This is a genomic window from Buttiauxella warmboldiae (assembly GCF_003818135.1).
Taxonomy (GTDB): Bacteria; Pseudomonadota; Gammaproteobacteria; order Enterobacterales; family Enterobacteriaceae; genus Buttiauxella; species Buttiauxella warmboldiae.
In genome coordinates, this window is the sequence record NZ_RPOH01000032.1 from 1 (window position 1) to 15,629 (window position 15,629).

The 15,629-nt window shown below is 55.1% G+C and carries 14 protein-coding genes; 5 read left to right on the plus strand and 9 right to left on the minus strand.

Going from position 1 to position 15,629, the window contains the following annotated elements; all coding sequences use genetic code 11:
* Positions 1 to 399, plus strand: a 399-nt coding sequence (locus EHN07_RS09295) for an RNA-guided endonuclease InsQ/TnpB family protein (protein ID WP_148085466.1), incomplete at its 5' end; no start/stop codon positions are given.
* Between the two features lie 84 nt (positions 400 to 483).
* Here the strand turns inward: EHN07_RS09295 and EHN07_RS09300 are convergent.
* From EHN07_RS09300 to EHN07_RS09310, 3 genes are all read right to left on the minus strand, one after another.
* A complete protein-coding gene (locus EHN07_RS09300) occupies positions 484 to 867 on the minus strand; it encodes a biofilm formation regulator BssR (RefSeq protein ID WP_124023891.1) in 384 nt (127 codons plus the stop codon).
* 142 nt (positions 868 to 1,009) lie between these two features.
* Positions 1,010 to 2,227 carry a serine hydrolase domain-containing protein gene (locus tag EHN07_RS09305; protein WP_124023892.1) on the minus strand — a complete coding sequence of 406 codons (1,218 nt, stop codon included), beginning with the start codon at positions 2,225 to 2,227 and terminating at the stop codon, positions 1,010 to 1,012.
* 3 nt (positions 2,228 to 2,230) lie between these two features.
* Entirely contained in the window at positions 2,231 to 2,539 is a 309-nt protein-coding gene (locus EHN07_RS09310; protein ID WP_124023893.1) for a hypothetical protein, read from the minus strand.
* A 218-nt stretch (positions 2,540 to 2,757) separates the two neighbouring features.
* Here EHN07_RS09310 and rimO point away from each other — a divergent pair, with 218 nt between their 5' ends.
* Positions 2,758 to 4,071, plus strand: coding sequence for a 30S ribosomal protein S12 methylthiotransferase RimO (gene rimO, locus EHN07_RS09315; RefSeq protein ID WP_124023894.1), 1,314 nt, complete (start codon positions 2,758 to 2,760; stop codon positions 4,069 to 4,071).
* 50 nt (positions 4,072 to 4,121) lie between these two features.
* Here rimO and gsiD read toward each other — a convergent pair whose 3' ends face one another.
* From gsiD to EHN07_RS09340, 5 genes are read right to left on the minus strand one after another with little or no spacing between them, the layout of a single operon-like run.
* Positions 4,122 to 5,033, minus strand: coding sequence for a glutathione ABC transporter permease GsiD (gene gsiD / locus EHN07_RS09320; RefSeq protein ID WP_124023895.1), 912 nt, complete (start codon positions 5,031 to 5,033; stop codon positions 4,122 to 4,124).
* Positions 5,034 to 5,035: 2 nt separating this feature from the next.
* A complete protein-coding gene (gene gsiC / locus EHN07_RS09325) occupies positions 5,036 to 5,956 on the minus strand; it encodes a glutathione ABC transporter permease GsiC (protein ID WP_124023896.1) in 921 nt (306 codons plus the stop codon).
* Between the two features lie 46 nt (positions 5,957 to 6,002).
* Positions 6,003 to 7,541, minus strand: coding sequence for a glutathione ABC transporter substrate-binding protein GsiB (gene gsiB, locus EHN07_RS09330; protein ID WP_124023897.1), 1,539 nt, complete (start codon positions 7,539 to 7,541; stop codon positions 6,003 to 6,005).
* 34 nt (positions 7,542 to 7,575) lie between these two features.
* A complete protein-coding gene (gsiA, locus tag EHN07_RS09335; RefSeq protein WP_124023898.1) occupies positions 7,576 to 9,426 on the minus strand; it encodes a glutathione ABC transporter ATP-binding protein GsiA in 1,851 nt (616 codons plus the stop codon).
* Positions 9,426 to 10,373: an isoaspartyl peptidase/L-asparaginase gene (locus EHN07_RS09340; RefSeq protein ID WP_124023899.1), complete on the minus strand. Its 948-nt coding sequence runs from the start codon at positions 10,371 to 10,373 to the stop codon at positions 9,426 to 9,428. Before EHN07_RS09340 ends, gsiA begins: the two co-directional genes overlap by 1 nt.
* 224 nt (positions 10,374 to 10,597) lie before the next feature.
* Between EHN07_RS09340 and moeA the strand changes: the two genes are divergently transcribed.
* Positions 10,598 to 11,830, plus strand: a complete 1,233-nt coding sequence (gene moeA / locus EHN07_RS09345) for a molybdopterin molybdotransferase MoeA (RefSeq protein ID WP_124023900.1) — start codon at positions 10,598 to 10,600, stop codon at positions 11,828 to 11,830.
* A gap of 2 nt (positions 11,831 to 11,832) precedes the next feature.
* Positions 11,833 to 12,594: a molybdopterin-synthase adenylyltransferase MoeB gene (gene moeB / locus EHN07_RS09350; protein WP_124023901.1), complete on the plus strand. Its 762-nt coding sequence runs from the start codon at positions 11,833 to 11,835 to the stop codon at positions 12,592 to 12,594.
* A gap of 167 nt (positions 12,595 to 12,761) precedes the next feature.
* On the opposite strand, the gene EHN07_RS09355 is transcribed toward moeB, so the two are convergent.
* Entirely contained in the window at positions 12,762 to 14,357 is a 1,596-nt protein-coding gene (locus tag EHN07_RS09355) for an ABC-F family ATPase (RefSeq protein WP_124023902.1), read from the minus strand.
* Positions 14,358 to 14,588: 231 nt separating this feature from the next.
* Here EHN07_RS09355 and ldtB point away from each other — a divergent pair, with 231 nt between their 5' ends.
* On the plus strand, positions 14,589 to 15,509 hold the full coding sequence (ldtB, locus tag EHN07_RS09360) for a L,D-transpeptidase (protein WP_124023903.1): 921 nt from the start codon (positions 14,589 to 14,591) through the stop codon (positions 15,507 to 15,509).
* Positions 15,510 to 15,629: the final 120 nt, after the last annotated feature.

Sequence of the window (15,629 nt, forward strand, 5' to 3'; positions counted from 1 at the left end):
GTTGCCAACATGTCAAAGTCAGCTTCGGGTACGGTAGGCCAGCCCGGTCGCAACGTTCGTGCAAAATCAGGCTTAAACCGTTCGATATTAGATCAGGGCTGGCACGAGCTTCGCCGCCAGCTTGAGTACAAACAGCGCTGGCGAGGTGGTCAGGTGCTGGCAATTAATCCAGCCTACACCAGTCAGAAATGCGCCTGCTGTGGTCATACAGCGAAAGAAAACCGCCAGTCACAAAGTCAGTTCGAGTGTCTTGAGTGTGGATATACAGAGAACGCCGATACCAACGGTGCTCGTAATATTTTAGCGGCGGGGCACGCCGCGTTAGCCTGTGGAGAGATGGCAGTTTTAGGCCGCTTGATGAAGCAGGAACCCACCGAGGCGAGTCAGGCTCCGGTCTGAACGCTGTAGGAATCCTCACCCTTTAGGGCGGGGAGGATGTCAAAAAAACTTAAACTGGGGGGCGCCGTTCCCCCCACGCGGGTATCAAGATTCAACAGCCAGCCGGTGGCTCATAATCTCTTTCAGGCTGGCGGAAAGCTCAAACAGGCAGCTTTCCAGCTTTTCGGCATCGATGGCGATATATTGCGGACAATCGTGACGCCCGGTCATCAGGCAAACGGCGGCGGAACACACCGCATCCATTGCGTGGTTCATTGTTTCCATCTCTTGCGCGGCAAGATGGGATCTGAGACGTAAAGCGTTCTGACGGTACTCGCCAGACAAATCGAACAGGTTATCGCGCAGATGCTCAGTTTCCATCACCGACATATAGCCTTTGGCTTTTCTCAGGGAGAGATAAGCAGCAATGTCTATTTTGGCGATAATCATCTTTTTCAGAATATCGCGTTTGAGTGGCTCTCCGGTCATACTTTTACCCTCCGTGTGGTTAGACTCGATAACACACATTTATAGTATGGATAATTTTTAAACCGGCCTGCGTTTTTTGCTGAATTTTTTGATCGTCGGCAGCAACTTTTACACTGGCTAACAATAGACGTGAAACAAGGTGTTACGTAGCGGTCGCGGCATGACAGGCGGCGGCCTGATGTTGCTCTTCAACCATCTGGCGTAACACGCTGTGCCCGAGGTTGTTTTGCCAGGTAAAACTGTTTTGCAGCACCACCACCGCAAAATGGTGTACGCGATCGATACCGATATAGCTGGAGTAGCCACCGATATAGCCAACCTGATAGGTGATGGACTGCTCGCCATAGGTATCCGTCACCCAGGCGATATTGGCGGCTTCTTTATGACGTGGATAGTAAACCTGCAGGGTATCCTGAATAGCTTGATCCACGGCCGCATTGCCGGAGCCATCAAGGTGGGCGGCGGCAAAAGTCAGTAAATCTGCGGTGTCGGTATATAAACTGCCGGCTCCCACCATATTGCCGCTGAACTGCCAGTCCGGCACCACTTGCCCGCGCGGGATAAACTTCGGCTGGCTGCCCGCATGGCCAATGGCACGCAATGGGTAACTTTTCAGGGTCTGCGGGGTAAAACTGCTGTTGCGCATCCCGAGCGGGTCGAAGAGTAACCTTTGCACCAGCCGATCGGCACGCTGGCCGGTCTGATAGTGCAGGACATAATTCAGCACCGCGTAGCCCAGATTCGAGTAGCGTGGCTCGGCGCGCCCCGGCGCTGAAAAGTCCGCCAGAGCGGCCACCACGTTGTCACTATCAAGGTCGGTGTAGAAATTCTCACCGTTTCCCAGATAGCGAATAAACGCGCTCAGCATCGGCAAATCCATATTCTGCCGTGGCAAACCTGAGGTGTGGGTCACCAGTTGCAACAGGGTGATTTTTTTCGCATCAGCGCTCAGCTTTACGGAGGGCGGCAACAGGTTCTCTAATCTGTCTGACCAGTGCAAACGCCCCTGCGCCACTAACACCGCCGTGGCCTCCGCGGTCATCCCTTTGCTGAGCGATCCCACCGCGAACAGCGTGTGCTCATCCACCGGATATTGATGCTCGCTATCCGTGACGCCAAAGCGCCAGTAGTGACGCTGATTTTGGGCGTCAATCACCCCAACCACCATCGCAGGAGACTGCTGCTCAACCATGGCAGGAAGCCACTGGTTGATAGTGCGACGCGATGATTCACCGCAGGCGCGCTGCGCCTTTTGCGGCACGTCTGCCTCAGGAGCGACGTTTGAGAGCGTTCCACACCCCGCCTGCATAACACCGAGCAACAGCACACTTAGCTGCGCCAGGCGAAGGTGTGGTTTCATCAATTAGTTCGCCGCCACGCACGGTTTGGCATCCAGCCCAATCAGCATGGTGCGGGTTTCACCGACTTTTTTCAGCCCAAAATTACTGCTGTGGTAGCGATAAAACGCCTGTCCGCCGGTCATATTTTGATAGGAATAGCGCTTGCCGTTGTACCAGGCGTAGTCGCCATCAATTGCCAGTTTTTCACCGCCACAAACAAACTTTTGTGCGGTGGCGGGCGGCGTATTGAGCGGGGTTGGAATCATCTGACAAGCTGACAGCAGCAGGGCCGCGGCCAGCATCCCGGAAAGGGCTAAAATCTTACGCATCATGCGGTTCTCTCTTTGAGCGGGACGGTTCAATATAAACATAAAGTAAACAGAGCGGGAAGATAATAGAGCCTGCGCCCGGGGTAAGCAAAAAATAAGGCGCGACGAATAATCTTATTTTGGCGCGCGGTGCTTAACGCAACAACCAGTAGAGCCTTACCCAAAACCCGTGTAGAATCGCCCGGCTTTTATTTTCTGTTTACTTTGTGAGCGTGACCCGTATGCAACAACCCCGTATTGGCTTTGTCTCCCTCGGCTGCCCAAAAAACCTCGTTGATTCTGAACGGATCCTGACTGAGCTGCGCACCGAAGGTTACGATGTAGTGCCTAGCTATGATGATGCCGATATGGTTATCGTTAACACCTGTGGCTTTATCGACAGCGCCGTACAAGAGTCGCTTGAGGCTATCGGCGAAGCGCTGAACGAAAATGGCAAAGTGATTGTCACCGGCTGCTTAGGGGCCAAAGAAGATCAAATCCGCGAAGTGCACCCTAAAGTTCTGGAAATCACCGGCCCGCACAGCTACGAGCAAGTTTTGCAGCACGTTCATCACTATGTGCCAAAACCTAAACACAACCCGTTCCTGAGCCTGGTGCCGGAACAAGGCGTGAAGCTGACCCCGCGTCACTACGCCTACCTGAAAATTTCCGAAGGCTGCAACCACCGTTGCACCTTCTGCATCATCCCTTCCATGCGTGGCGATCTTGATAGCCGTCCGATTGGCGATGTGCTGTCCGAAGCTAAACGTCTGGTAGATGCAGGCGTGAAAGAGCTGCTGGTTATCTCGCAGGATACTTCAGCTTACGGCGTGGACGTTAAGCACCGCACCGGTTTTTACAACGGTGAGCCGGTAAAAACCAGCATGGTCAGCCTGTGTGAGCAACTGGCGAAACTCGGCGTGTGGACGCGTCTGCACTACGTTTACCCGTATCCGCACGTTGATGATGTGATTCCATTAATGGCGGCAGGAAAAATCCTGCCGTATCTGGATATTCCTTTGCAGCACGCCAGCCCGCGCATTCTGAAGCTGATGAAGCGCCCGGGTAGCGTGGATCGCCAGCTGCAGCGCATTAAGCAATGGCGTGAAATCTGCCCGGACTTAACGCTGCGCTCCACCTTTATTGTTGGCTTCCCTGGCGAAACCGAAGAAGACTTCCAGATGCTGCTCGACTTCCTGAAAGAAGCGCGACTGGATCGCGTCGGCTGCTTCAAGTTCAGCCCGGTAGAAGGCGCGACCGCCAACGAACTGACCGATCCGGTGCCGGAAGAGGTGAAAGAAGAGCGCTGGAACCGCTTCATGCAGCTGCAGCAGCAGATTTCTGCTGAACGTCTGCAGGAAAAAGTGGGCCGTGAGATTCTGGTTATCATCGATGAAGTTGACGACGAAGGTGCGATTGGCCGCAGCATGGCTGACGCGCCAGAAATCGACGGCGCGGTTTACCTCAATGGCGAAACCAAACTGAAACCCGGTGATGTGGTGCGTGTGAAGGTTGAAAACGCGGACGAATATGACCTGTGGGGTTCAGTGGTTTAAGTTCTGAATGGCGGATACGCGCTAGCGTCATCCGCCTTTTTTCTTTGAAATCACCCTTTTATCTTCGGGTCCAGCGCGTCACGTAACCCATCTCCCAGCAGGTTAAACGCCAGCACCGTCAGGAAAATTGCAAGGCTCGGGAAGAGAGCCACATGCGGCGCAATCACCATATCCGCTCGTGCTTCATTGAGCATCGCCCCCCACTCCGGCGTCGGCGGCTGCGCGCCTAATCCCAGAAACGACAAACTCGCCGCTGAAATAATCGAGGTGCCGATACGCATGGTGAAATAGACCACAATCGACGAAACCGTACCCGGCAGAATATGGCGGAAAATTATCGTGGCATCCGAGGCGCCAATACTGCGTGCCGATTCAATAAAAGTTTGGTGTTTCAGCACCAGCGTATTGCCGCGCACCAGGCGGGCAAAGGCCGGAATGCTAAAAATAGCCACCGCGATAATCACGTTCGACATGCCGCTGCCCATTACCGCCACCACGGCTATCGCCAGTAAAATGCCGGGGAAAGCAAACAGCACGTCGCAGATACGCATGATCACGCGGTCCCACCAGCCTTCGTAATAACCGGCGAGCAGGCCAAAGAAAGTGCCCGTCAGCGCGCCGATTAATACCGAAAACACCCCCGCCGCCAGCGAAATTTGCGCCCCCACCAGCACGCGGCTGAAAATATCGCGCCCTAACGAATCCACGCCAAACCAGTGCACCATTGATGGGCCATCGTTAAGGCGGTCGTAATCAAAATAGTTTTCCGCATCAAACGGGGACAGCCAGGGGGCAACAAGCGCAACGGCAATCAGAAACAGCACAAACGCCCCGGCGAACATGGCCACCGGCTGTTTGCGTAAACGGCACAGAAATTCATACCACGGAGTGCGCACCTGATTTGGCCGCACAAGCGGCATCGCATTCAGAACGGCCTGGCGTCGCCAGTTAAAGAGTCGCATCCTTATCTGTACCTGATAGCCGGGTTAATGGCGGCATACAGCAAATCCACCACTAAGTTGATAACAATAAATTCCAGCGAAAACAGCAGCACTTCCGCCTGAATCACCGGGTAGTCACGCATCTCTACCGAATCCACCAGCAGGCGCCCAAGCCCCGGCCAGTTAAACACCTTTTCGACGACGATCGAGCCGCCAAGCAGGAAACCAAACTGTAGCCCCATCATGGTGACGACCGGGATCATCGCATTACGCAGGCCGTGTTTAAGCACGATAAGCGATTCACTCACCCCTTTAGCACGCGCGGTGCGCATGTAATCTTCCTGCAGCACATCCACGAACGAAGCGCGGGTGAAGCGCGCCATCACCGCCGCAACCGCTGCGCCAAGCGTAACAGAGGGGAGAAGATAATGTTGCCAGCTATCTGCCCCCACGGTTGGCAGCCAGCCCAGCTCTACCGAGAAGATCTGCATCAGCAGCATGCCGAGCGCAAAAGCCGGGAAAGAGATGCCGGAAACAGCGATCGTCATGCTCAGTCTGTCCGGCCAGCGGTTGCGCCAGACGGCAGCAATAATGCCGATGCACAGACCAAAAATAACCGCCCAAATCATGCTGGTAATAGTGAGCCAGAAAGTCGGCATAAAGCGGCTGGCTATCTCATCTGTAACCGGGCGGCGCGACACCATAGAAGTGCCAAAATCCCCCTGCACAATATTGCCGATATAGTGTAAAAACTGCTGCCACAGCGGTAAGTCCAGCCCTAGCTGTTTGCGCACCATTTCGATAACGCTGGCATCAGCTTCTGGCCCGGCAATCAAGCGCGCCGGGTCGCCCGGCAGCAGATGGACAAACAGGAATACCAGCACCGCGACGATAAGCAGTGTGGGGATCAGGCCCAGCAGGCGTTTGAGGAAATAGTTAAACATGTCGCCTCCGGCAAATTGCCGCGCATCATGCGCGGCAACAGCCACCTTATTTCAGATCCGCATCATCAAAGCTAAACCCGGCATCCGGCATCACATAAAAACCGCTCAGATTTTTGCTGTGGGCGGAAACCAGCTTTTCGACCACCAGCGGCACCCATGGATTTTCCTTCCAGATGGTGTCCTGAGCATCTTTATACAGCTTCGCTTTCTCATCGCGTTGGGTGGTTTTCAGCGCCGCCACCAGATCTTTATCCACCTGTGGATTGCTATAGAACGCGGTGTTAAACAGCGTTGGCGGCCAGTTGGATGAAGCAAACAACGGCGAAAGCGCCCAGTCGGCTTCGCCCGTTGATGCCGACCAGCCGGTGTAGAACATGCGCACCCCGCTCTCTTTCTGCCCTTTGCCTTCCACTTCTGCGGCACGCTGACCGGCATCCATCGCCGTCACTTTCACCTTAATGCCAACCTGCGCTAACTGCTGCTGGGTGAACTGCAACACTTTCTGCGCGGTGCTGTGGTTATGCGACGACCAGAGCGTGGTTTCAAAACCGTTCGGGTAGCCCGCTTCTTTCAGCAGTTCACGCGCTTTTGCCGGATTGTAGGGCCACGGCTGGTACTTTTGCGCGAAGTCGATAGACGGCGGAACCACCCCTTCTGCCGGTGTCGCATAGCCGGAGAATGCCACTTTCACCAGCGCCTGGCGGTTGATGGCATAGTTGATAGCTTCACGCACTTTCGGGTTATCAAACGGTTTTTGCGTCACGTTCATGCTGAGATAACGCTGCATAATGGAAGGCGACGCCACCAGTTCCAGCCTGTCGTTTTTCTCCAGCACCCCGGCCTGCTCGTAAGGAATTGGGAAGGCAAACTGCGCTTCACCGGTTTGCAGCATCGCCGCACGGGTGTTGTTATCCACCACCGGACGCCAGGTGATGGTGTCAAGCTTTGGTAACCCCGGTTGCCAGTAACCGGCGAATTTCTTCACCTTCACAAAGTCGGTCTGGTTCCAGGTTTCCAGCTGGTACGGCCCGGTACCGACCGGGTGGAAACCAATCTCTTTGCCATATTTTTGCAGCGCCGCCGGTGAGATCATCGCGCTAGCCGGGTGGGCCAGGATATTAATAAACGCCGAGAATGGCTGCTTGAGGGTGATTTTTACCGTACTGGCATCCAGCGCTTCCGTCCGGGCAATCGCCTTGTACAGGTTATAGCGCTTGAGGCGGTTGTCAGGATTACTGGCGCGATCGAGGTTCACTTTCACCGCTTCGGCGTTGAAATCAGTCCCGTCCTGGAATTTAACCCCGGCGTGCAATTTGATGGTGTACACCAGCCCGTCGTCTGAGACGGTATAGCTTTCTGCCAGCACGTTTTGCAGCTTCATCTCTTTATCCAGGCCAAACAGCCCCTGGTAAAAGGATTTTGCTACCGCCTGTGAAAGGGTGTCATTGGCATCATAAGGGTCAAGCGTGGTGAAATTGGATGCCACGGCGACGACCACATCCTTTGCAGCAAATGCCGGTGCGGCGATGAAGCTGGCCGCAAGCCCGGCGGCTAATAGCCATTTTTTATTCTCAAGCAGTGTCATAGTGTTCTCCTGATTATCCTTGCCTAAAGGTGTTTTACTGGCTCCGGGCCACAAAATGGCCAGGGCCTACATTGACAAGCCTTACAACCTGCGGTTCGCTCCCCAGCTTGTACGTGCTGCCGGGAATATCATCAGAGACTAAAACCGGTTTCGGGCGGCGGTGGGTGGGGTCAGCCACCGGAACCGCCGCCATTAATTTGCGGGTATAAGGATGCTGCGGATTTTCAAACACCGCACGGCGCGGGCCAATTTCAACAATTTGCCCGAGGTACATCACCGCCACGCGATGACAAATGCGCTCCACCACCGCCATATCATGAGAAATAAACAAAAAGGCAATGCCAAACTCGCGCTGCAGATCGAGCAGCAGGTTGACGATTTGCGCGCGAATCGAGACATCCAGCGCCGAAACGGACTCATCGGCAATCACCACTTCAGGATTAAGCGCCAGCGCTCTTGCAATACAAATGCGCTGGCGTTGGCCGCCAGAAAATTCATGCGGATAGCGCCAGGCGTGTTCAGGCAATAGCCCCACGCGATCCAGCAGCCAGGCCACGCGCTGTTGCGCCTGTTCTTTGGGCATCACGTTGTGCACCAGCAGCGGCTCCATAATCGAATAGCCCACCGTCAGTCGCGGATCGAGCGAGGCGTAAGGGTCCTGGAAAATAAACTGAATGTTTTTGCGCACCTGCTGCATGTCGGCATTAGAAAGCGTGTCGATGCGCTGGCCGTTGAAGTGGATGCTGCCGCCCTGGGTTTCCACCAGCCGCAGCAGCGCACGCCCGGTTGTGGATTTGCCGCTGCCCGACTCCCCAACCAGCCCCAGAGTTTCTCCCGGAAATAAATCAAAGCTCACTTTTTCTACCGCATGCACCCGGCTGGTAACACGGTTAAAAATGCCGCTGCGGATGTCAAAGCGCGTGACTAAATCACGCACTTGCAGCACCGGAGCCGCCCCCTGCGCAACGGTGTCTTGCTCGGTTTCCGGTTCAGGATTATCAGGCTGTGTCGGTTCGACCAGCGGGAATTTTCTCGGCAGGTCGCGCCCGTTCATCGCCCCAAGACGCGGCACGGCGGCAAGTAAGGTTTTGGTATAGGGATGTTCGGGAGCAGTAAAAATCTGTTGCACGCTGCCGGTTTCCACCGCCTCGCCGCGATACATCACCAGCACCCGATCGGCGATATCGGCCACGACGCCCATGTCGTGGGTGATAAAAATCACGCCCATCTGCATTTCGTCTTGCAGAACGCGAATCAGCTGGAGGATCTGCGCCTGAATGGTGACATCCAGTGCGGTTGTGGGTTCATCGGCTATCAGCACCGCCGGGCGACAAGAGAGCGCCATCGCTATCATCACCCGCTGACGCATGCCGCCGGAAAGCTGATGCGGATAGCGCCCCAGAATCGCTTTTGCTTCGGGAATGCGCACCCGCTCGAGCATCCGGCACGCCTCTTCCAGCGCCGCCTGCTTGCCCAGCCCCTGATGCAAACGAATAGATTCGGCAATTTGCTCGCCCACCGGAAACACCGGGTTTAGCGAGGTCATCGGCTCCTGAAAAATCATCGCTATATCCGCACCGCGCACACGGCGCATCTGCGAGGAACTCAACTCTTCCGGCTCGATCACCTGGCCGTTGCGGCGACGCAGCAGGATTTTATCGCTTTCAACCTGGCTGGCGGTCTTTTCCAGCAGGCGCATTAAGGCCAGCGCCGTCACTGATTTGCCCGAACCCGACTCCCCGACAATCGCCAGCGTTTCGCCGCGCTTGAGCGTCAACGACAGCCCGGACACCGCGTGGACATCCACTTTTTGCTGGCGAAAGCGAACGTTGAGTCGGCTTACAGACAGCACTTCGTCATCGGGAAGCTCGTGACTTCTGGGCATCAGCGCTCCTGGCTTTGATAAATTCCGACGCTTGGGGCATCGCCGACATAACCGTAGCCGCGATACATCCCTTCGCTGTTAAAGGGCAATGCCACATTACCTGCGCAGTCAATCGCTATTATCCCACCGCTGCCGTTGAGCGCCGGGAGTTTTTCCATTACCACGCGTTCTGTGGCCTGGTGCAGGCTCAGCCCGCCGTATTCCATCAATGCTGCGATATCGTAGGCGGCGAGCGTTTTCATAAACACTTCGCCGGTGCCGGTACAGGACACCGCGACGTTGGCGTTATTGGCATAGCAGCCGGCGCCGATAATCGGTGAATCACCGACTCGCCCCACCATTTTGTTGGTCATCCCGCCGGTAGAGGTTGCCGCCGCCAGGTTACCGTGCTTATCAAGGGCTACAGCGCCGACGGTGCCAAATTTGGTGTCCGGATGTATCGGCTCATCATGATCGAGCACGGTTTGGCGCTGCGCGCGGGCGATCTGAAGTTGATCCCAGCGCTGCTGGGTAAAGAAAATATCTGGCGAGACGGGTTCAAGTCCGTGCTGTTGAGCAAAAATTTCCGCACCGCGCCCAATTAACAGCACGTGCGGGCTGTGTTCCAGCACCTTGCGGGCGGCAAGAATCGGGTTGCGAATATGGCTCACTCCCGCCACGGCTCCCGCTTCAAGCGTTTTGCCATCCATAATACAGGCATCAAGCTCGTGCGTGCCGTCATGGGTAAAGACCGCACCAATTCCGGCGTTAAACAGCGGGCACTCTTCAAGCAGGCGTACGGCTTCGCTAACCGCCTCCAGCGCGCTTCCCCCCGCCTCCAGCAACGCCTGTCCTGCCGCAACGATTTCCGAAAGGGCGTTAATATAAAGCCGCTCTTTTTCGGGGCTGAATTGCGCACGAGTGATGGCTCCCGCGCCACCGTGGATAGCGATTACCGCTTTGCTCATTTCGACGTAGCCCTGTCAGGTTTATCCGGTTTCACTTTCTCTATAAATATCAGATTCGTTAAACCGGCTTGAGACGATTTTTGAATATAGAAAGATGTAAATGTGATGTAAAGGAAAATGGCGCGATGGATTACCCATAATATTAGCCATCAGGGAACATTCAGCCGCGGCGCTTTCTCTGCCATAATGTCCGACATATTTTTCCCGCGCTGCTAGGAGCTTTCATGGAATTTACCGCCGGGCTTATCCCGCTTGAAACCGCAATGGAACAGATGCTGTCACGTATTGTTCCTGTCACCGAATCTGAGTCCATCCCTTTGCTGAAGGCTTGTGGGCGCATTACCTCGCACCCTGTCACTTCTCCGATTGATGTTCCGGGTTTTGATAATTCAGCAATGGATGGTTACGCGGTGCGTCTGAAAGATCTGGCGCTGGGTACGGCGCTGCCTGTGGCAGGAAAAGCCTTTGCCGGGCAGCCTTTTGCCGACGAATGGCCGCAAGGCACTTGCATTCGCATTATGACTGGCGCACCGGTGCCGCAAGGAACCGATGCCGTTGTGATGCAAGAAGAAGCCACCGTGACGGAAAACGGCGTGCGCTTTAACGAAGCGGTGAAAAACGGACAAAACGTGCGCCTGCGTGGTGAAGATATTCGCCAGGGCGGCAACGTGCTGCCAGCGGGTAAAAAGCTGACTGCCGCTGAGCTACCGCTGATTGCCTCACTGGGCATCGCCCAGGTCGCCGTGTTACGCAGAGTTCGCGCGGCGGTATTCTCAACCGGTGATGAACTGCAGCTGCCGGGTCTGCCGCTTGGTGAAGGTCAGATCTACGATACCAACCGCCTGGCGGTACATATCATGCTTGAGCAACTCGGCTGCGAAGTTATCGACCTGGGGATTATCCGCGATGATCCGGAAGCCCTGCGTGCGGCGTTTATTGAAGCCGACAGCCAGGCCGATGTGGTAATCAGCAGCGGCGGCGTGTCGGTGGGCGAAGCGGATTACACCAAACAACTGCTGGAAGAATTAGGTGAAGTCGGTTTCTGGAAGCTGGCGATAAAACCGGGCAAGCCTTTTGCCTTTGGCCGCCTGAAAAACAGCTGGTTCTGCGGCCTGCCGGGCAACCCGGTTTCGGCGGCGCTCACCTTCTATCAGCTGGTTCAGCCGTTACTGGCTAAATTAAGCGGGCAGCAAGGCCATGCCCTGCCACCACGCCTGCGCGCGCGCACCGTTGGCAGACTGAAAAAATCACCGGGCCGCCTCGATTTCCAGCGTGGCACGCTGCGCACCGCTGAAGACGGACAATTAGAAGTGCTGAGTACCGGCCACCAGGGATCGCATATTTTCAGCTCATTTAGCCAGGCTAACTGTTTTATCGTGCTGGAGCGCGAGCGTGGCAATGTGGAAGCGGGCGACTGGGTTGAGGTTGAGCCGTTTAACCACCTGTTTGGGAGCTAACCATGAACGCCGAGCTGAGCAATCAGGAGATGCTGCGCTACAACCGCCAGATTATTCTGCGCGGTTTCGATTTTGACGGACAGGAAGCGTTGAAAGCCGCGCGCGTACTGATTGTTGGGCTTGGCGGCCTGGGCTGTGCCAGCGCGCCTTATCTGGCCGCCGCGGGAGTAGGCCATCTGACGCTGCTCGATTTCGACACCGTGGCACTGTCTAATTTACAGCGCCAGACGCTGCATCGCGACGCCACTATCGGGCAGCCGAAAGTCGATTCCGCGCGGCATGAACTCGCAGCAATAAACCCGCATATTCAAATTGATGCGGTTAATGCGCGCTTAGATGAAGCGCAGCTGCTGGCATTAATTGCTGAGCATGATCTGGTGCTGGATTGCACCGACAACGTATTGATTCGTAATCAGCTAAACCTGAGCTGTTTTACGCTCAAAAAACCGCTGGTTTCAGGGGCGGCGATTCGCATGGAAGGGCAAATCAGCGTCTTTACCTATCAGGAGGGCGAGCCGTGTTACCGCTGCCTGAGCCGCCTGTTTGGCGATAATGCGCTAACCTGCGTGGAAGCGGGCGTGATGGCGCCGTTAGTGGGCGTAATCGGCTCTTTGCAGGCGATGGAAGCCATCAAACTGCTGGCGAACTACGGCACCCCCGCGAGCGGGAAAATCGTCATGTACGACGCCCTGACCTGCCAGTTCCGCGAGATGAAACTGCCGCGCAATCCGCAATGCGCGGTGTGCAGCGATCGTTCGTCGTAATGTCGCCGTCCACTGGCCAGGCCGTGGGTATAAAGATTATCTTGCACAGGTAGGGGAAATTGGCTGCCGCGTGGTTTGCAGATGAAGCTAACGCGTCCGGCTTCCCAAAGGGTATTAAAACCCTCTTTTGATAAGAGGGTTTGGGTGAGGATAATCTGAGCTAAATCTTAGCCGTCAATACCTTTACTGCGCAGGTAATCTTCATAGCCGCCGGTAAAGTCGATCACGCGCTCTGGCGTAATCTCAATCACGCGGGTTGCCAGCGAGCTGACAAACTCACGGTCGTGAGAGACGAAGATCAGCGTGCCCGGGTACATTTCCAGCGCCATATTCAGCGATTCAATGGATTCCATATCCAGGTGGTTGGTAGGTTCATCCATCACCAGAACGTTCGGACGCTCCATCATCAGCTTACCAAACAACATGCGGCCTTTTTCGCCGCCGGACAGTACCTTCGCCGGCTTTTTGATGTCGTCCTGGCTGAACAGCAGGCGGCCCAGGATACTGCGTACCGCTTGCTCGTCGTCCCCTTCCTGCATCCACTGGCTCATCCAGTCGAATACCGTCAGATTGTTTTCGAATTCGTATTCGTGATCCTGAGCGTAATAGCCAATTTGCACGTTTTCAGACCATTTCACATTACCCGCATCCGGGGTCAGCTCACCCACCAGCGTTTTCAGCAATGTGGATTTACCCACGCCGTTGGTTCCCAGAATCGCGAGCTTCTCACCCACTTCCAGCAGCATGTTAACGCCTTTGAACAGCGGGCCGTTATCAAAGCCTTTCGCCACGCCTTCCACTTCCAGCGCGTTACGGAACAGTTTCTTGTCCTGCTCGAAGCGGATAAACGGGTTCTGGCGGCTGGAAGCTTTTACTTCGTCGAGTTTGATTTTATCAATCTGGCGCGCACGAGAGGTTGCCTGGCGCGATTTAGAGGCGTTGGCGCTAAAGCGGCTAACGAAGGATTGCAGATCGGCAATTTGCGCTTTTTTCTTCGCGTTATCGGACAGCAGGCGCTCACGCGCTTGTGTGGCGGCCGTCATATATTCGTCGTAGTTGCCCGGATAAACGCGCAGTTCGCCGTAGTCCAGATCCGCCATATGCGTACAAACCATATTCAGGAAGTGACGGTCGTGGGAAATGATGATCATGGTGCTGTTGCGTTCGTTAAGCACCGTTTCCAGCCAGCGAATGGTGTCGATGTCCAGGTTGTTCGTCGGTTCATCGAGCAGCAGAATATCCGGGTTTGAGAACAGCGCCTGCGCCAGCAGCACACGCAATTTCCAGCCAGGGGCCACTTCGCTCATTGGGCCGTAATGCTGCTCTACCGGAATGCCTACGCCAAGCAGCAGTTCACCGGCACGCGCTTCGGCGGTGTAACCGTCCATCTCGCCGTAGAGCACTTCCAGATCCGCCACTTTATAGCCGTCTTCTTCGCTCATTTCTGGCAGCGCATAAATGCGGTCGCGCTCTTCTTTTACTTCCCAGAGCTCGGCGTGGCCCATAATCACCGTGTCGAGAACGGTGAATTTTTCAAAGGCGAACTGATCCTGGCGCAGCTTACCGATGCGCTCGTTAGGATCGAGTGAAACGTTCCCAAGCGTGGGATCTAAATCGCCGCCGAGGATTTTCATAAAGGTAGACTTGCCGCTACCGTTAGCGCCGATCAAGCCGTAACGGTTGCCGCCGCCAAATTTGACAGAAATATTTTCAAACAGCGGCTTACTGCCGAACTGCATTGTGACGTTACTGGAAACTAGCACAGAGATGTCCTGGTAAAAGAAGTGATTTAATATGTGAGATCGGGCACATTATGCCATAACTCAACGTGCAGATCGCGCGGCTTGTGCGCTGGCGATAAAATAATCAATCTGCAAAAAAATGTGATTTAATCCACATCTGATTTCCCACTCTGGGGGAATGCACATATAATGCGCGCTATCGCTCCGTTTCTTCACTCACTAGCCTGCATGGCCATAAATACTTCGCAAAATATGAATATGAAACTACGCACAATTTTACTGGCATTTGTGGCTGCTGTGGCTTTTAGCAACACAGCTTCTGCCGTGACCTATCCGCTGCCAACCGATGGCAGCCGCCTGGTGGGTCAAAACCAGGTAATTACCATTCCTGAAGGGAGCACCGCGCCGCTCGAAGAGTTTGCCGCGCGTTACCAGATGGGCCTTTCCAATATGCTGGAAGCAAACCCTGGGGTGGATCCTTATCTGCCAAAACCGGGCACCATCCTGAATATTCCTCAGCAGTTAATCCTGCCGGATACCGTGCATGAAGGTATCGTGATTAACAGTGCTGAAATGCGCCTCTATTACTACCCTGCCGGCACCAACACGGTTATCGTGCTGCCAATTGGTATCGGCCAACTGGGTAAAGACACCCCGCTGAACTGGACCACAAAAGTAGAGCGTAAGAAAGCGGGCCCAACCTGGACGCCAACGGCGAAAATGCATGCGGAGTATATTGCTGCCGGTACGCCGCTGCCAGCCGTTGTTCCTGCCGGCCCGGACAACCCGATGGGCCTGTATGCGCTATATATCGGCCGTCTGTACGCCATTCACGGGACGAACGCCAACTTTGGCATCGGCCTGCGCGTCAGCCACGGTTGTGTGCGTCTGCGTAACGAAGATATTAAGTTCCTGTTCGAGAAAGTGCCGGTCGGTACTCGCGTTCAGTTCATCAACGAACCGGTGAAAGCCACCGTTGAGCCGGACGGCACACGCTACATTGAAGTGCATAATCCGCTGTCCACCACTGAAGAGCAGTTCAATTCAACCGAGATCGTGCCCATCACGCTGAAAAACAACGTGACGGCCATTACTGCCCAGCCGGACGTTGACAGCATCGTGCTGGAGCAGGCGATTCAGGGCCGTTCCGGTATGCCGGTACGTCTGAACTAAGTTTCAGCCCGTATTGAACGGCGGCCTGCGGGCCGCCTCAGGCTGATAACAAACCCCATGTGTTTCGCAAAACGAACAGAGACCATCAATAAACAATAAGGAAAATCAATTTATTGATTT

Bases quoted from the DNA above. Each gene is read 5' to 3' on its own strand.
- EHN07_RS09300 (WP_124023891.1), bottom strand. From the start codon at position 867: ATGACCGGAGAGCCACTCAAACGCGATATTCTGAAAAAGATGATTATC.
- EHN07_RS09305 (WP_124023892.1), bottom strand. From the start codon at position 2,227: ATGAAACCACACCTTCGCCTGGCGCAGCTAAGTGTGCTGTTGCTCGGT.
- EHN07_RS09310 (WP_124023893.1), bottom strand. From the start codon at position 2,539: ATGATGCGTAAGATTTTAGCCCTTTCCGGGATGCTGGCCGCGGCCCTG.
- rimO (WP_124023894.1), top strand. From the start codon at position 2,758: ATGCAACAACCCCGTATTGGCTTTGTCTCCCTCGGCTGCCCAAAAAAC.
- gsiD (WP_124023895.1), bottom strand. From the start codon at position 5,033: ATGCGACTCTTTAACTGGCGACGCCAGGCCGTTCTGAATGCGATGCCG.
- gsiC (WP_124023896.1), bottom strand. From the start codon at position 5,956: ATGTTTAACTATTTCCTCAAACGCCTGCTGGGCCTGATCCCCACACTG.
- gsiB (WP_124023897.1), bottom strand. From the start codon at position 7,541: ATGACACTGCTTGAGAATAAAAAATGGCTATTAGCCGCCGGGCTTGCG.
- gsiA (WP_124023898.1), bottom strand. From the start codon at position 9,426: ATGCCCAGAAGTCACGAGCTTCCCGATGACGAAGTGCTGTCTGTAAGC.
- EHN07_RS09340 (WP_124023899.1), bottom strand. From the start codon at position 10,373: ATGAGCAAAGCGGTAATCGCTATCCACGGTGGCGCGGGAGCCATCACT.
- moeA (WP_124023900.1), top strand. From the start codon at position 10,598: ATGGAATTTACCGCCGGGCTTATCCCGCTTGAAACCGCAATGGAACAG.
- moeB (WP_124023901.1), top strand. From the start codon at position 11,833: ATGAACGCCGAGCTGAGCAATCAGGAGATGCTGCGCTACAACCGCCAG.
- ldtB (WP_124023903.1), top strand. From the start codon at position 14,589: ATGAATATGAAACTACGCACAATTTTACTGGCATTTGTGGCTGCTGTG.